Below are 16782 nucleotides of genomic sequence, written 5' to 3'. Positions count from 1 at the left end.
GCTAACATCCGCCGCTCCCTGCACGCATGTGAGTTTTGGTGAAATGGCGCAGGTTTCACCCCGCCGCCGGTTGACGGCGGGGTGATAGGGGAAAACCGCAGAGGTGAAATTCGGTGAAATATGGCGAATAAAGCGGCAAGGCGTGGGCCTTGCTGCGCTTATGCCGCACCGTCGCCGGCCGGCTGACGTTTGGCCGGCAGGAAGCGACGGGTCAGCGCATTGCGCACCGGCACGACGAAACGCTCCTGGAACAGCAGGCACAGCAGCACGCTCAGCAACAGATACAGCAGGTAGCCGGCGATTGACAGTTTGACCTCGCCGGCGGCGGCAATGCAGGCGCTCCAACTGCTGAAGCAGCCCAGCGGATCGCCGCGCAGCCACTGTTCGGCGGTGCGGAACAGGTTAAACAGCGGCACGTGCAGCGCAAAGATCGACAGCGAGGCGGCCCCCAGCCGCGGCGACCAGTGCTGCAGCCAGCGGCTGGCCGGGGTGCGCGCCAGCGCGCTCAGATAGACCAGCGCGCACTGCGCCGGCAGCAGCAGACCGTTGTGCAGCAGGAAGTACCAGTATTTGGCGCCGCCGTGGGTGAACAGGAAGGTGGCGGTAACGAAGCAGACGGCGATAAAGGCGACGCAGCCCCAGCGCCAGGCGGCGCCGTGCGGCACGGCGTCGGCGCGCCGCTGGCGGAAGATGGCGTAACAGACGATGCCGGCCAGAAACTCCGGCAGACGGAACAGCGGGCCGCGCTGCAGCAGGCCGGTATACGGCATGCCGTACAGTTGGTGCCAGATCACCCAGATCGGCGGCAGCAGATACAGCCCCCACAGCAGGACAAACCACAGTTTTTTATTCCGCACCGCCAGCAGGCGCGGCGCCAGCAGCGGAAACAGCAGGTAAAAGAAGAACAGGGTGGACAGCGACCACAGCGGCGCGTTGAAGGTCAGAAAATAGGGATTCCAGGCCTGCAGCATCAGCAACTGCAGCAGCGCGTTAAACGCCAGCTGCGTGTTGGTCATATAGTGGCGGAACATTTCCGGGTTGGTTGCCCCCAGATCCTCGTGGGTATCGTAAACCACAAAGCGCAGGCTGGCGCCCGGTCCCTCCGGCGGAATCGCCCACCACTGCATCAGGGTTAGCGTCAGGATGGAGATCAGCAGGGCGGCGATATGAATCGGGTACAGGTTAAAGAACCGCTTGGCCCAGAAGGTGCGTGCCGGTTCGCGCATCTGATTGCCGTTGAAATAGACGTGGCTCAGCAGAAAACCCGACAGGATAAAGAAGGTGCTGGTGGCGAAGAACCCCATACTGGTAAGCTCCGCCAGCATCGGGACGCTACGGATCTGCGGATACTGGTGGGCGGTGTGATACACCATCACATAGCACCCCAGCAGAAATCTCAGCCACTCCAGGCCGATAAAACGCTCTTTACTTGGTTGTTTATGGCCCACTCAGCCTCCTGCTCTGCACGTCAAAGTGGTTCGAAGCATAGCAGGTTTCATGCCATTGCCGATTGAGTTTTATCTGATTGTTTTCTCAGAGCCGCGGGCTATGCTGCGGTGTCGCCGTTGGTCCCCGGCGACTCACGAATTACGGCCGGCGGCCTGTGCTATAGTGAAGACATCTTTGGCGGTCTGCGGTTCGGAGTAACCGTGGCAAAAAGTGAGTTTAACCCTCTCCCGTGGACGGGGATGCGGTGCGAGTTTAATGGCTGTTTTGATTCAACATTTTCGTAAAATAAAATCTGTTGCTGACGGCAGCGCGGCCCGCCGGGCGTCGCTGCTGTGTCTGTTGCTTCCCCTGCTGCCCGTTTTGCCCGCCGCGGCGGAATCCCCGCCGGCGCCCGACTCCGTGCTGAACCGCAATAAAAATGCCGCCGCCGATCTGCCGGAGCTGGGCGGCAGCACGGTGCTGGAAAGCGCGCGGGAAAAAGAGTGGGCGACCAAGGCCAAATCCTTTGGCGAGAATAGTAATCTGAACAAAGTGTCCCGGGAGCAGCTGCGCGCCCGGGCGGAGAACTACGCCATCGGTCAGGCGACCGGCCTGCTGCAGCAGCAGGCGCAGGATCTGCTGTCGCCGCTGGGCACGGCGAATGTGTCGCTGGCGCTGAGCGCTGACGGCGATTTTGCCGGCAGCAAGGGGCAGCTGTTCAGTCCGCTGTACGATGTTAACGGCCTGCTGACCTACAGCCAGCTTGGCTTCCAGCAGCGCACCGACAGCTCGCTGGCCAATCTTGGGCTGGGGCAGCGTTGGATCAGCGGCGACTGGCTGCTGGGTTACAACACGGTGTTTGACAGCGATCTGGAGAACCAGCGCAATCGCGCCAGCGTCGGCGCCGAAGCCTGGGGGGATTATCTGCGTTTTTCCGCCAACTATTACCAGCCGCTGTCGGCGATGCGTCAGCAGCAGAGCGACGGCGTCTTCCTCAGCCGTCCCGCGCGCGGCTATGATATTACCACCCAGGGCTACCTGCCGTTTTACCGCCAGCTTGGCGCCACGCTGAGCTATGAGCAGTATCTTGGCGACAATGTCGATCTGTTCGGCAGCGGCAATAAACAGCGCGACCCGCGTGCAATGCAGCTGGGGCTGAATTATACGCCGGTGCCGCTGATGACGCTGAAGGCGCAGCACAAGCTGGGGGACGGCGGGGAAACGCAGGATAACGTGGAGCTGTCGGTCAATTATCGCTTCGGCGTACCGCTGTCAAAACAGATCTCGCCGGAATATGTGGCGCAGGCGAAGTCGCTGCGCGGCAGCCGCTACGATCCGATTGAGCGCAACAGCGTGCCGGTGCTGGAGTTTAAACAGCGCAAGACGCTGCAGGTGTTCCTGGCGACGCCGCCGTGGAATCTGCAGCCGGGCGAAACGCTGCAGCTGGTGGTGGACATCCGCGCCAGCAACAAGATCGTCCGCGTCAGCTGGCAGGGCGATACCCAGACGCTGAGCCTGACGCCGCCGCGCAATAATACCGATCCGCACGGCTGGAGCGTGATCATGCCGGCCTGGGATGATACGCCGGGGGCGGAAAACCGCTATCGGCTGTCGGTGACGCTGGAAGATGAAAAACAGCAGCGCGTGACCTCTAACTGGATCACGCTGCAGCTGACGCCGCCGCTGAACGCCGGCGACGGCCGGGAAGAGGCGCTGCCCGAGCCGAAAATGCTGCAGACGCCGCCGGTGCCGGCGCTTAACTGACGGTTTTGCCCTGCAGCACCCACACGGCGGCCTCGACGCGGGATTTGAGCTTCATCTTCTTCAGCAGGTGTTTGACGTGCACTTTTACCGTGCTTTCGGTGATCATCAGCTTGCGGGCGATCAGTTTGTTCGGCAGTCCCTGGGCGATCAGCTTCAGAATATCGCGCTCGCGCGGGGTCAGCTGACGGATATCGCGCTCGGCGGCCGGGCGGCTGTCGCGCAGGCTGGCGGCCAGGATCGGCGTTAAGGTTTCGCTCAGCACCATCTGCCCGGCGGCGGCCTGATGCAGCGCCTTCAGCAGGGCTTCCGGCTCCATATCTTTCAGCAGATAGCCGTCGGCGCCGCGTTTGAGCGCGCTGACGACGTCGTCTTCATGGTTGGAAACGCTGAATACCACCACCCGGCCGGACAGGGCGGTCAGCCGCAGCTGGTCGAGGGTTTCCAGACCGTTCATGCCGGGCATATTCAAATCCAGCAGGATCAGGTCCGGGTCAAACTGTTCCGCCAGTTCAACGCCCTGGGCGCCGTTGCTGGCCTCGGCGATAACCTGCAGGCGGGAATCCATGCTGATAAGCTGCTTCACGCCGTTGCGCAGCATGGGATGGTCGTCAATCAGCAGTATGGTGGCGGCACCTTCGGTGGTCATAACTTCTCCTGTAAATGTTCAATGGCTGACGGCGCGGCTCCCGCTATTTCATGGGATCTCCGGCCGGAAGACCACGCTGACCGTCGTTCCGCCGGCGTCGCCGGAGACGATCTCACAGCGGCCATGCAGGTTTTTGGCGCGGTCGCGCATAATAATCAGCCCGTAATGATCGGGACGTTCGCTGTTGGGCGGCAGCCCGCAGCCGTTATCGCTGACGGTCAGCGTCACTTCCCCCTGACGGTTGGTCACCTGAATGCGCACCTCCGTCGCCCTGGCGTGTTTGTGAATGTTGCTCAGCGCCTCGCGGGCGATTTGCAGCAGGTGGATCGCCTGGTACGCCGGGACGGTGCGCGGCCCGAGCTGATAGTCCAGCGCGATGTCGATACCGAGGCGCGCGTTAAATTCCCGCACCGTACTCTGCAGCGCCGCCAGCAGGCCGGGTTCGGTCAGCTGCAGCCGGAAGGTGGTCAGCAGTTCGCGCAGTTGGCGGTAGGCGGTGTTCAGCTCTTCGCGCATCTGCTGCACCAGCGCCAGGCTATCGGCCGGCAGGGCTGCGCCCTGCATCTGCAGGCAGCTGGTCTGCATCTTCAGACACGACAGGGACTGGGCGATCGAATCGTGCAGTTCGCGGGCGATGGCGGCGCGCTCCTCCATCAGGATCAACTGCTGCTGATGGTCGACCTGCCGCTCGATCGCCAACACGCTGGTCAGCTGTTCGACCAGCGTGCCGACCAGTTGCCGGTGTTCGTCGCTCAGCGGCTGCCGGCTTTGCGCCAGCAGGAGGCCGTAGTTGCCCAGTTTGTCGCTCAGGCTCCAGCTGAGCGTCGGCCCTTCATCCGCCAGGGGCTCGTCACCCAGACAGGCGCGGCAGTCCGGATTATGGCAATGCTCCGGACGCAGCGCTTCCTGGCTGCTGAGCTGTTGAAACTGCTCCTGGCTGTTGTTTTCGTACAGCCTGACCTGCATGGCGCGCAGCGGCGTCAGGGTCTGCAGCTGGCTGAGCACCGGCATCAGTCGGCTGCACATCGGGTCGCTGGTATGCAGCTGACGGCTGGCGTGATAGAGAAAGCGCAATACCTGATTTTTTTGCTGCAGATCGGCGGTTTTTTCCGCCACGCGCTGCTCCAGCCGGGTGTACATGGTGGACAGTTCGTCCGACATGCCATTCAAGGCGCCGCCGAGCGAGGCCATTTCATCCTGCCGTCCGCGCTGGGGGAAGCGCCGGCTGAAATCGCCGCGCCCGACCGCCATCGCCATCGCCACCAGCTGGCGCCAGGGGTGCAGCAGCCGGCGCCGCAGATAGCAGACGGTAACGGCCAGCAGCAGCAGCGTCAGCGCGATAAACACCCACTGCACCAGCGTTGCCATCTGCAGACGACGTTCGGTCTGACGATCGATATCCGAGACCAGCGCATCCAGCAGGCCGACGAAGTGTGCTACCTGAGGGGCGGCGTCAGCGGGCCGCTGAGCCTGGCGCAGCCGGGGCTGCAGCGTGTGCTGCCAGTAGTCGCGCAGCGCATAAAATTGCGGCGTCAGTCCTTCCTGCGCCACCGAACGTTGTAAATCCCGGCTGTCGGCGTCACGGCTGAGTTCCGCGATCAGCCCCTCGCTGCGCGCGTCCAGCGGCAGCGACGCCAGCAGGCGGTAGCTCTGCATGCGCAGCGACCCCGCCTTGTTGATGGCATGCGCATTGCCCTGAATGCTTTGCGCCATCCAGGCGGAGATGCCCATACCGCCGCTGCCAAGCAGCGCCAGCAGCAGCATCAGCACGGCGACCTGATTAACGATGGAGAGCGGGGCCAGCAACGATTTCATAGGGCGCGGGTTCCTGAAAAACGACGGCGAGACGACAGCGGAGATTGGGCGCAGACGCCGCGGCTCCGCTAACAATTCGGCGCTATTTTTCATTATCCCTGCAGATAACCCCATACCTCTAACGAAGTACCACTTAGTTTCACCGCCCATCGGCAAGAGGGTTCCCGCGCTGCCGGCTTCCGCTTAGCTAATTGAATAGCAAGCTTATTTAAACCGGCGTGCGCTTACTCCCTAAGAGAGTTAGGACTTTTTTGCCGCGCTGACTACCTGCACCCGGCTTGATTTATGTCAACTTTGCGCTACCGGGGGGACTCTAGGGTGGGCGCAATTATCAGCGTGCTTTCGAGGTTATTTATGTCGCACATAGCAACGTCATCAAACAAAAAAACGGGCGCGGTTATTCAGGACTGGCGGCCCGAAGACAGTGAGTTCTGGCAGCAGCGGGGGCAGCGTATCGCCAACCGCAACCTGTGGATTTCGATTCCCTGTCTGCTTCTGGGTTTCTGCGTCTGGATGTTGTTCAGCGCCGTTGCCGTCAACCTGAATAAGGTCGGTTTTAACTTCACCACCGATCAGCTGTTTATGCTGACCGCGTTGCCTTCGGTATCCGGCGCGATTATGCGCGTGCCGTACTCCTTCGTGATACCGATTTTCGGCGGCCGCCGCTGGACGGCGATCAGCACCTGCCTGTTGATCGCGCCTTGCCTGTGGCTGGGCGTGGTGGTGCAGGATCCCGCCACGCCGTTCCATATCTTTGTCATTATTGCGCTGCTGTGCGGCTTCGGCGGCGCCAATTTCGCCTCCAGCATGGCGAATATCAGCTTCTTCTTCCCTAAAGCGAAGCAGGGCGGCGCGCTGGGGCTGAACGGCGGCCTGGGCAACCTCGGCGTCAGCGTGATGCAGCTGGTGGCTCCGCTGGCGATTACGCTGGGGATGTTCGGTCTGTTTGGCGGCAGCGGCCACCTGCAGCCGGACGGCAGCCAGCTGTGGCTGGAGAACGCCGCCTGGATCTGGGTGCCGTTTTTACTGGTCGCCACGCTGGCGGCCTGGTTCGGCATGAACGATCTGGCGGCCTCCAAGGCGTCGCTGCGCCAGCAGCTGCCGGTGCTCAAGCGCGGGCATCTGTGGCTGCTGAGCCTGTTGTATCTGTCTACGTTCGGCTCTTTTATCGGCTTTTCCGCCGGGTTCGCCATGCTGTCGAAGACCCAGTTTCCGGATGTGGTGATCCTGCACTATGCCTTCTTCGGCCCGTTCCTTGGCGCGCTGGCGCGTCCGGTCGGCGGCGCGCTGTCAGATCGCTTCGGCGGTGTCCGCGTGACGCTGATCAACTTCGTGCTGATGGCGCTGTTTGCCGGACTGCTGTTCCTGACGCTGCCAAGCGCCGGCTCATCCGGTTCCTTTATCGCCTTTTACGGCGTCTTTATGCTGCTGTTCCTGACGGCGGGACTGGGCAGCGGCTCCACGTTCCAGATGATCGCGGTTATTTTCCGTAAAATCACCGTCGACCGCGTCAAGGCCGCCGGCGGCAGCGACGCTGAGGCGCAGCGCGAAGCGGTGACCGATACGGCCGCGGCGTTGGGGTTTATCTCCGCCATTGGCGCGATAGGCGGGTTCTTCATCCCGAAAGCTTTCGGCACCTCACTGGCGATGACCGGTTCGCCGGCCGGAGCGATGAAAGTCTTCCTGGTGTTTTATATACTTTGCGTGGCGGTGACCTGGCTGGTATACGGACGTAAGGCGCGCGGGTAACACGCTTTTCCCGGCAGGTATCTTTGCGTTAAGAGAGATACCTGCACCAATGGAATTAATGACTGTAATCTCAAGAAATTTAAACAGGAATATAGGTAAGCTTCCTAATAAAATGTAGGCCTTCACCCAATGGCTCAGTACATTATCTAATATGGCGCTGAATGTCGGATTATTTACGCTAATCATTTCCGTGCATCTTTCCCTGTAACGTCTAAACTATAGTATCACCCCAGTATTTTCTATTTTAATTTAATTGTCCGCCAATCATTCAATGAGATTAATCTCATTCTTCTTTCATGCCATTATTTATAATCAACTTACAATAGGATTAATTCGAAAATTATATTTATCAATGCGTTGCCTTGTTGTGTTAAGAATGAAATTTTACAAATTCATTGCAGATGGCAGTCCGTCTTTAATTTGTATTTTTATGTTTAAATTCAAATAATTGTAATGTTGCTAGGTGAGTTTTCTGCGAAAGACTGAGGTTTCCATAAGGCCTGAAAGGTAGGCGTTAAAATTATATGGATATGTATTGATCGCATAAGTGAAATTGAATTTTCATATGAGTGAAAATATAAATTCGCCAACTTGTTGAGTTTACATTTGATTTCTTGGTCGTTTTTTCTTATTTCTATACCACGCGTGCAGGAGTGGGCTCATTAAGGAAATTAACGTGGATCTCGACAAAAGAATAACGATCAGGAATCTCAATGTATTGATCCCTTCCAGGAAAAGCACCCGTCTACGTTGGAAGGAGTATCAAATACTCTCTCTGCTGGTGGCCAATTCTCCTGAACTGGTGACCCGGGCGGAAATTATAGAAAGCATCTGGAAAGGCACCTATTGCTCTGATTCGACGATAAATCAGACGATTAAATCGATTCGTCAGAAGATAGGCGACAGCGATCACACCATTATCAGAACTATCCCTCGCTTAGGCTACAAGGTTGAAAACCGCGCAATATTTAATTTCCTGAGCGATGATAGCCATGATGAAGAACCTATTTTAGGTTCTGGCTACATTTCTTCAGGGGATATTCAACAGGAATCATCTGAAAGTTTGGCGGAGGGGCGTGCTTCTGCAGAGGTGGAAATAAGTGACGAGCATGAGCCGGGGATGGCGCAGGAAAAAATAGCATCCCGGCGCCACTTTTGGCATCGACAGCCGTTTAACGCGCCGCAGAAACGGCCGGGACGTTTTTCCCTGCTGATTGCCCGCGCTGTCAAGTGGCTATCCGCGCTGACGTTATGTGCGGTTATCGCCAATGTTTTCTTTTATCTGGGGGGAAATCGCATGCACACCCCGGAGCGGGTGATGCTGACTTTAAAACTGGGCAATCCCGATGCGCCCGCGTCGCACTCGCTCTTATGCCTGTATCAGGGAGACAAGTCGCTGCAGGTGACGATTGAGTGCATCGATCCCAAAAAGGGAGAGTTTCAGCAGCAATACCGCGACGACGAAATAAAGGACCGCGGCGAAATTCAGCTTACTCTGCCGGAACATTTGATAAACGCATTTATTCCACAGGAAAGAGAAAATTAGCTAAAGAGAAATTTCACTTTCAACCCTATTTCACATGGCACAGCGGCTGCTATTTTATTTTTTGTTATTTGAAAGGGAGCATTAATTTGTTCAGTCTGTAAAGGAAATGATGGTTAATCGCCATTGGTTTTTCGTCTGCATTAGTCGGCGGGAATAACGATAACAGGCTGAGTGAATATTATGGATGAGCGGAAAGTAGCTATTATCGGTGGTTCTGGTTTTATTGGCACGCGTTTGGTCAAACGCCTGCGTTCACGCAGTGACATCACCCTACGCATTATTGATAAAAATCCGAGTGAAGCCTACCCCGAACTTTATCAATACGGCGATATAACGCAGCCGCAAACCCTGCGCGACGCGCTGAAAGGGTGTGATGCGGTGATCAATCTGGCGGCGGAGCACCGGGATAACGTGCAGCCCACCGCGCTTTACTATCAGGTGAATGTGGAGGGGGCGCGCCACCTGTGCCATCAGGCCGCAGAGCTGGGCATCCGTCAGATGATCTTTACCTCTTCGGTCGCCGTTTACGGCTTTGTCCAGCAGGAAACCGGTGAAGACGGCACCTTTGCCCCTTTTAACCATTACGGCAAATCCAAACTGGAAGCGGAATATGTTTATGAAGCCTGGCGCAAGGCGGATAAGCAAAACAAGTTGACGATCATCCGGCCGACGGTGGTCTTTGGCGAAGGTAATCGCGGCAACGTTTATAACCTGCTGCGCCAAATTGCCGGCGGACGATTTGTCATGATTGGCAGCGGGAATAATTTCAAGTCGATGGCCTATGTCGAAAATATTGCCGCCCGGCTGGAATATGCGCTTGACCAACAGTCCGCTTATCAGGTCTGCAATTATGTCGATAAACCCGATTTGACCATGAATCAGCTGGTGACCACGGTGTCTGCTTCGCTGGGTAAAAATAACAGGACGCTGCGTATTCCCTACTGGCTGGGGCTGTGCGGCGCCGGTGCGTTAGACCTGGTGAGTAAAATAACCCGGCGGCAATTTCCTGTCAGCCGCGTGCGCGTGCAGAAGTTTTGCGCCAGAACGCAGTTTAAGAGCGACGTGCGCAGCGATTTTGTTGCGCCTGTGGCTTTGGATGATGCGCTCGGCAAAACCATCAGGCATGAGTTTGGCGCGCATTAACGCAAGGGAACGCTGACGCCGGCGTGCGCAACGCGTCGCGCCAAGGGCAAGGAGGGACGATGCTTTATCAACTGGGAGTGATATTTTTTTTGGCGCTGTTGCTGATGGCCTGCGTCAGGCGAATCGCCGTGAAACTGGCGCTGGTGGATAAACCCAGCGCCCGCAAACAGCATCAGGGGCATATCCCGCTAAGCGGCGGCATCGCGATTTATCTGTCGGTGGTGCTGTTTTCACTCTGGCAACCGGACGGCATCCCGCATATGGCGACATATCTGTGCTGCGTGACGGCCTTGCTGCTGCTGGGCGTGCTGGACGACCGTTTTGAGCTGCCGGTCGCGCCGCGCATGACGGTGCAGGGCGGGCTGGCGCTGGTGATGATGCTGGCGGCCGGCATGCAGCTCTCCTCGCTGGGGCGTCTGTGGGGCGACGAAACGGTGCAGCTTGGCTACGGCGCTCTGCTGGTGACGCCGTTGGCGGTATGGGGCGCGATCAACGCTTACAACATGGTTGACGGCATAGACGGCCAACTGGGCATTCAGTGCTGCGTGACCCTCTCCGGGCTGACCGTACTGTTCGCCCTGGGCGGCCGCCCGGGCGCGGTGTTCTGGTGCCTGAGCCTGATCGCCACCCTGGCGGCCTATCTGCTGTTTAACCTCGGCCTCCTGGGGCGCCGCAACCAAGTCTTTATGGGCGACGCCGGCAGCATGGTGATGGGGTTTACCGTGCTGTGGCTGCTGCTGGCCGCAACGCAGGGCGGCGATGCGGTGATGCGTCCGGTCGGCGCGCTGTGGCTGATCGCGATGCCGCTGATGGATATGGCGAGCGTAATGCTGCGTCGTATCGCCCGGCGTCAGAGTCCGTTTCGCGCCGGGCGCGATCATCTCCACCATATTCTGATACGCCGTGGCCTCCGTGCCCGTCAGGCGTTGGCGGTCAGCGGGCTGTTGGCTATGGCGTTGGCTGCTTTCGGCCTGTTCGGCGAGCTGCTGGGGCTGCAGGAGAATCTGATGCTGGCCGCATTTTTGCTGTGTTCCGGCGGTTATTTTCTGCTGGGGCGCGAGCCGCGGCGGACAAGGATGGCGTCCGGTTCGCCGGCTGCCGATCGTTAATTTTTTGTAGCAGGATGCTTGCATGAATCGTGTTTTTTCCCGTCTGGCGCTGGCGTTATCCGCCGCGCTGCTCGGCAGTTGCAGTCTGTTCCCCGGTTCTCATTTGCCGACGGCCGGTAAGCATAAGGTTACGCTGGCTGACGATGCCGCTGCGCCGACGCCGCGTGTGGAGGTATACCGCATGACGCCGATGCTGTTGGCGGAAATGCGGCGGGTGGCGCCGTCAGCGCGGCCCAATCCGCAGTTGGAGCTGTTCCGACAGAACTATCAATACCGCATTGGCGTCGGCGACGTATTGAACGTCACGGTGTGGGATCACCCGGAGCTGACCACGCCGGCCGGGCAGTATCGCAGCGCCAGCGATACCGGCAACTGGGTGCATACCGACGGCAGCATTTTTTATCCATATATCGGCAGGCTGCAGGTAGCGGGGAAAACCCTTGAGGAGGTGCGCAGCCTGATCGCTGCCCGGTTGGCGGAAGTGGTTGAGAATCCGCAGGTGGGCGTCACTATTGCCGCATTTCGTTCGCAAAAAGCCTATGTCACCGGTGAGGTGAACGTCTCCGGCCAGCAACCGATCACCAATGTGCCGCTCACGGTGCTGGATGCGATCAACGCCGCAGGCGGACTGACCGAAGCGGCTGATTGGCGCAATGTGATCGTGACGCGACAGGGAAAAGAGCAGGCGATCTCTTTACAGGCACTGATGCAGTACGGCGATCTGAGCCAGAATCTGCCGCTGACGGCAGGGGATATTCTTTACGTGCCGCGCAACGACGACCAGAAAGTATTTGTGATGGGCGAGGTTGGCAGGCAGGCCACCCTGAAGCTGGACCGCAGCGGCATGACATTGACCGAGGCGCTGGGCAACGCCGGCGGCATGAGTCAAACGTTGGCAGACGCCACCGGCGTCTTCGTTATTCGCCCCGGCCGCGACAAGGACGGAGGGCCGTTGGCGGCGCTGTACCAGTTTGACCTGTCGGACGCTACCGCGTTGGCGATGGGTACGGAGTTTTACCTACGGCCGTACGACGTGGTGTATGTCACCGCGGCGGCGGTAACGCGCTGGAACCGGTTGATTAGCCAATTGGTGCCGACTATTTCCGGGTTGAACGATCTGAGCGAGGCTACGTTGCGGTTGCGCAACTGGTAAGGGCAGGGGCAATGCAAGGAACAGCGATGATAAAAAATAGTGTGCAGCCTGTCGCAGCGGCGGCCAGAGAAGAGACGCTGGAGTGGGAGCGACTGCTTGGCTCGCTATGGGACAACCGCTGGCGTCTGGCGCTGGCAACCCTCCTGGCGGCGCTGCTGGGGGGGCTTTATGCGCTGCTGGCGACGCCGGTTTATGAGGCGACGGCGATGGCGCAGGTGGAGCAACCGACCAGCGGCGCGTCGCTGCTGCGTCAGTCGCTGGATAACGCCGGCGAGCAGTTTTCCGCCACGCAGGATGAAGTGGCGCTGGTCAATTCCCGTTATGTGCTGGGGAAAACCGTGGACAGTCAGGGGTTGACGGTGCGCGTCAGCGCAGACACGTTCCCGCTGGTGGGTAAAGGTATTGCGCGCCTGTTGGGTAAGCCTTTGCCACAGTTGGCGATAGCCGAACTGGCGGTGCCGGCGGATATGCAGGGAGAACCCCTGACCTTAAGCGTGCGGGAAGACCAGCGCTTTACCCTGAGCCAGGACGGACGAACGCTGCTGCGCGGGCGGGCGGGGGAAACGTTGCAGGACGGCGCATGGCGCCTGCGCGTGACGACGCTGTCAGCCGAACCGGGCGCGACGTTCAGCGTTGTGAAGTTGGCGCGTCAGCAGGCGATTGACGATCTGCGCCGTACGCTGAGTATCGCTCTGGCGGGTAAAGAGAGCGGCATCATGACCTTCAAACTGGAAAGTGAAGACCCGCAGCGCGCCAAACGGGTGCTGCAGAGCATCACCGAAAATTATCTGCAGCAGAATATCGATCGTAAAACTGAAGAGGCCCAGCGCATGCTGGCTTTTCTGGCGCGCCAGTTGCCGCAGATCCGCGCTTCGCTGAATCAGGCGGAGAACCGGCTGAATCAGTTCCGCCGGCAGAATGATTCGGTGGATCTGTCGCTGGAGGCCAAATCAGTACTGGATACGCAGGTGCAGCTGGAGGCGCAGCTTAACGAACTGACCTTCAGAGAGTCGGAGATATCCAAACTGTATACCCGCGCGCATCCGGCGTATCGCGCCCTGTTGGAAAAACGCGCCACGCTGCAACAGGAGAAAGCGCGTCTGGGCAAGCAGGTGCAGAATCTGCCGAAAACCCAGCAGGAGGTGCTGCGGCTGACGCGCGATGTGCAGGTTGATCAGCAGGTGTATATGCAGCTGCTGAACAAGCAGCAGGAGCTGAACATCAGCAAAGCGGGCACGGTGGGGAACATTCGCATTATCGATGCGGCGGAAACGGCGATTAAACCGATCAAACCGCAGAAAATGCTGATCGTCATCCTGGCGCTGCTCAGCGGCGCGACGATTACCGCCGCGATAATTTTGCTGCGCAGCGCCTTCCATCGGGGGATCGGCGATACCGCCGCGCTGGAAAAATGCGGTATCAATGTGTACGCCACGGTGCCGCTGTCGCTATGGCAAAGCAAACGCAACCGCAGCCAGCAGCTGTTGTTGACGCGCGCCGGCGGCGAACGGCTGCCGATACTGGCGCAGGAGCAGCCGGAGGATCTGGCCGTCGAAGCGTTTCGCAGTTTGCGCACCAGCCTGCACTTCGCCATGACGGAGGCGAGCAACAATATCCTGATGATCTCCGGCGCCAGCCCGGCCAGCGGGAAAAGTTTCGCCAGTATCAATCTGGCGGCGGTGCTGGCGCAGGCCGGCCAGCGGGTATTACTGATCGATGGCGATATGCGCAAGGGGTTTCTGCACCGCTGGTTGAGTAACGACGCGCAGCGGGGGTTATCCGACGTACTGGTCGGCCAGCTGGAGCCGAGCCTGTCGGTGCGTACCACGGCGATAGCCAATCTGGATTTTGTGCCGCGCGGACAGGTACCGCCGAATCCCTCCGAGCTGTTGATGCACCCGCGTTTTACGGATTTCTTGTGCTGGGCGGGACAGCGTTACGACATGGTGCTGATCGATACGCCGCCGATCCTGGCGGTTACCGATGCGGCGGTTATCGGACATCACGCTGGTACATCGCTGATGGTGGTGCGTTTTGCGGCCAATAGTATCAAACAGGTTGAAACCAGCCTGCGTCGCTTTGAACAAAACGGCGTCATTGTCAAAGGGGTGATCCTTAACGGCGTGGTGCAAAAGGCCGTGACCGATGTCGGCTATTACAACTTCGCCTACCCGAGTCATCGGGAAGAGGGCGAGGCGGCGTCAGGAACCTAGTCGTATGAAGGCGATTTTGCACAATGCGTTCTGGCTGATGCTGGAGCGGGTATCGCTCAGCCTGTCGGGGGTGTTTGTCTCGGTCTATGTGGCGCGCTACCTGGGGCCGGCGCAGTTCGGCACGCTGAACTACCTGTTGGCGACTATCGCCATCGTGGTGCCGCTGGCGCAGTTGGGCGCCGACAGCGTGATCTTCAACCGCGTTGCTCGCCGCCAAGCCAGCGGCGTTCGGCTGATGCTTGCCTCCATGCGCCTGCGACGGCGGCTGTTTTTACTGCTGGCGCTGCCGCTGTGGCTATGGAGTTTTTATCATCACCCGGCGCCGCAGACCTGGATGAGCACGCTGCTGTTGGCAAGCGCCTATTTTTCCGTCCAGGACGTATACAAGATTTACTACGACGCCCGGCTGCAGGCGAAGCGTAATACGTTGATTAACAATCTGGCGTTAACGCTGGCGATTGTGCTGCGGCTGGCGCTGATCGGCGCGGCGCTGCCGCTGGTATGGTTTGCCGTACCGTATTTAATCGCCAGCGCGCTGCCGTATCTGACGCGCCTGTGGCTGTTCCGCCGGGAACCGTCGCCGCCGGCGCTGCATAGCGCACGCGCGTCTCGGCGCTATGACCGCTACCTGCTGCGCGTCGGCCTGCCGCTGGCCGCCGCCGGGCTGTCGATCGTCATCTATACCCGTATTGACCAGATTATGCTCGGCAACCTGCTCGGGCCGCAGGCGGTGGGGTGGTACAGCGCTGCCGTGACGCTGAGTCAGGGCTGGACCTTTATTCCGCTGGCGCTGGTAACGTCGCTGATGCCGGGGATTGCCCGCAGCGCCGCCGGCCCGGAGCGGGCGTACCGTATCCGTCTGCTGTGCCTGCTGGCGCTGCTGATGTCGCTGCCGGCGCTGCTGATACTGAGCGGCTGCGCCACGCCGCTGGTGACCTGGCTGTACGGCGATGCGTTCCGCCCGGCCGCCGGCATCCTGGCTATCTGTACGCTGACCGCGCTGTTTTCCGTATTGGGGACGGTGGCGTACCGCAACATGGTGCTGCTGGCGGGCTATCGCTTTATTGCGCTGAAAATGCCGCTGGTGGCGTTGGCCAACGCGGCGATGAACGCCGTGCTGATCCCGCGTTACGGGCTGCTCGGCGCGGCGCTGTCGACGCTGCTGGCCGAATTTCTTTCTCTGTTTGTTTTGAACGCTTTTTTCCGCGGCGGGCAGATCGTTCGCCTGCTACTGACCTGTTATTACGCCCTGCCACGTTTTATTCGCACGCTAAGGAGGCGGCATGCTTAATCGTTTATTTAGAGGGATCGTCCGGCGTCTGCCCGACGCGCTGCACCATCAGGTGAAATATGCGCTGCGTTTTAAGCGATTACCGCATTTGTCCAGTCCGCGCGGTTATGGCGAGAAGTTGATGCGGCGTAAAATTTATCCGCGCGCTATTTACACCAGGCTGTCTGATAAATACCGGGTGCGCGAATTTATTGCCGGGCTTTGGGGAGAAGAGTACCTGATTGAGCTGTATGCGCACGGCGAGGCGCTGAGTTACGACGTTTTTAGCCGTCTGCCGCGTCAGTTTGTACTCAAGGCCAATCACGGCAGCGGTTATAACCGGCTGGTATTTGATAAGGAGCAGGTCAGCTATGCCGAGTTATATGACCAGTCCCAGCGCTGGATGCGCGCCAACTTTTATCAGCAAAGTCGCGAGCGCCACTACCGCGATATTACCCCCTGCATCATGGTTGAGCGGCTGCTGCTGGAAAACGGCGAGGTGCCGAACGATCTTAAATTTCACTGCTTCAACTGTGATGGCGTGATCCGCATATTTATCCAGGTGGATTACCACCGCTTCGGTGAACACCGGCGGGATATCTTCGATGAGCGCTGGAACCGCACTGAAATCCGCATTGGCCTGCCCAATGCAGAACAGCCCGCCGCCGCACCCTCGCAGCTGGCGGAGATGCTGCGTCTGGCGCGGTTGACCGTGCGGCAGTTTTCCTATCTGCGGGTTGATTTTTATCAGGTGGGCGAGCGGGTTTATTTCGGCGAACTGACGTTTACGCCCGGCGCCGGCATGACACGTCTGCAGCCTGAGCGCATCGATCAGGAGTGGGGCGACTATTTTACCGAGTAGCGTACGGCATGACGTCGGCGTTGCCTTACGCCCGTTATGACCGCGGATAAACGCGATGATCTACCACTATCCTTGAGGTAAGAA

At 59.1% G+C, this 16782-nt stretch carries 12 protein-coding genes; 9 read left to right on the top strand and 3 right to left on the bottom strand.

Going from position 1 to position 16782, the window contains the following annotated elements:
* Window positions 1–158 precede the first annotated feature (158 nt).
* Window positions 159–1448, bottom strand: a complete 1290-nt coding sequence (locus I6G83_RS20875) for an acyltransferase family protein (RefSeq protein WP_054307651.1) — start codon at window positions 1446–1448, stop codon at window positions 159–161.
* A 256-nt stretch (window positions 1449–1704) separates the two neighbouring features.
* Between I6G83_RS20875 and I6G83_RS20870 the strand changes: the two genes are divergently transcribed.
* Complete coding sequence (locus I6G83_RS20870) at window positions 1705–3192, top strand: YchO/YchP family invasin (RefSeq protein WP_054307652.1); 1488 nt, start codon at window positions 1705–1707, stop codon at window positions 3190–3192.
* On the opposite strand, the gene narL is transcribed toward I6G83_RS20870, so the two are convergent.
* Complete coding sequence (gene narL, locus I6G83_RS20865) at window positions 3185–3838, bottom strand: two-component system response regulator NarL (protein ID WP_054307653.1); 654 nt, start codon at window positions 3836–3838, stop codon at window positions 3185–3187. The genes I6G83_RS20870 and narL overlap by 8 nt on opposite strands.
* A 48-nt stretch (window positions 3839–3886) precedes the next feature.
* Complete coding sequence (gene narX, locus I6G83_RS20860; RefSeq protein WP_054307654.1) at window positions 3887–5653, bottom strand: nitrate/nitrite two-component system sensor histidine kinase NarX; 1767 nt, start codon at window positions 5651–5653, stop codon at window positions 3887–3889.
* Window positions 5654–6007: 354 nt separating this feature from the next.
* Between narX and I6G83_RS20855 the strand changes: the two genes are divergently transcribed.
* From I6G83_RS20855 to I6G83_RS20820, 8 genes are all read left to right on the top strand, one after another.
* Window positions 6008–7402, top strand: a complete 1395-nt coding sequence (locus I6G83_RS20855) for a NarK family nitrate/nitrite MFS transporter (protein ID WP_054307655.1) — start codon at window positions 6008–6010, stop codon at window positions 7400–7402.
* A gap of 676 nt (window positions 7403–8078) precedes the next feature.
* Window positions 8079–8948 carry a winged helix-turn-helix domain-containing protein gene (locus I6G83_RS20850; RefSeq protein WP_054307656.1) on the top strand — a complete coding sequence of 290 codons (870 nt, stop codon included), beginning with the start codon at window positions 8079–8081 and terminating at the stop codon, window positions 8946–8948.
* Between the two features lie 180 nt (window positions 8949–9128).
* Complete coding sequence (locus I6G83_RS20845) at window positions 9129–10091, top strand: NAD-dependent epimerase/dehydratase family protein (protein WP_054307657.1); 963 nt, start codon at window positions 9129–9131, stop codon at window positions 10089–10091.
* Between the two features lie 59 nt (window positions 10092–10150).
* Window positions 10151–11200 (top strand): UDP-N-acetylglucosamine--undecaprenyl-phosphate N-acetylglucosaminephosphotransferase, encoded by a 1050-nt coding sequence (wecA, locus tag I6G83_RS20840; protein ID WP_054307658.1) that lies wholly within the window; start codon window positions 10151–10153, stop codon window positions 11198–11200.
* A 22-nt stretch (window positions 11201–11222) separates the two neighbouring features.
* Window positions 11223–12353 carry a polysaccharide export protein gene (locus I6G83_RS20835; RefSeq protein WP_054307659.1) on the top strand — a complete coding sequence of 377 codons (1131 nt, stop codon included), beginning with the start codon at window positions 11223–11225 and terminating at the stop codon, window positions 12351–12353.
* A 26-nt stretch (window positions 12354–12379) separates the two neighbouring features.
* Window positions 12380–14566: a polysaccharide biosynthesis tyrosine autokinase gene (locus tag I6G83_RS20830; protein WP_054307660.1), complete on the top strand. Its 2187-nt coding sequence runs from the start codon at window positions 12380–12382 to the stop codon at window positions 14564–14566.
* 4 nt (window positions 14567–14570) lie between these two features.
* Window positions 14571–15857, top strand: coding sequence for a flippase (locus tag I6G83_RS20825; RefSeq protein ID WP_054307661.1), 1287 nt, complete (start codon window positions 14571–14573; stop codon window positions 15855–15857).
* A complete protein-coding gene (locus tag I6G83_RS20820) occupies window positions 15850–16698 on the top strand; it encodes an ATP-grasp fold amidoligase family protein (RefSeq protein WP_054307662.1) in 849 nt (282 codons plus the stop codon). Before I6G83_RS20825 ends, I6G83_RS20820 begins: the two co-directional genes overlap by 8 nt.
* The last annotated feature ends 84 nt before the right edge of the window (window positions 16699–16782 follow it).

Origin of the sequence: Serratia rubidaea (genome assembly GCF_016026735.1) — a bacterium.
Taxonomy (GTDB): Bacteria; Pseudomonadota; Gammaproteobacteria; order Enterobacterales; family Enterobacteriaceae; genus Serratia_B; species Serratia_B rubidaea.
Note: the sequence above shows the minus strand (reverse complement) of the source record. Positions and strands in the feature narration are given on the sequence as shown.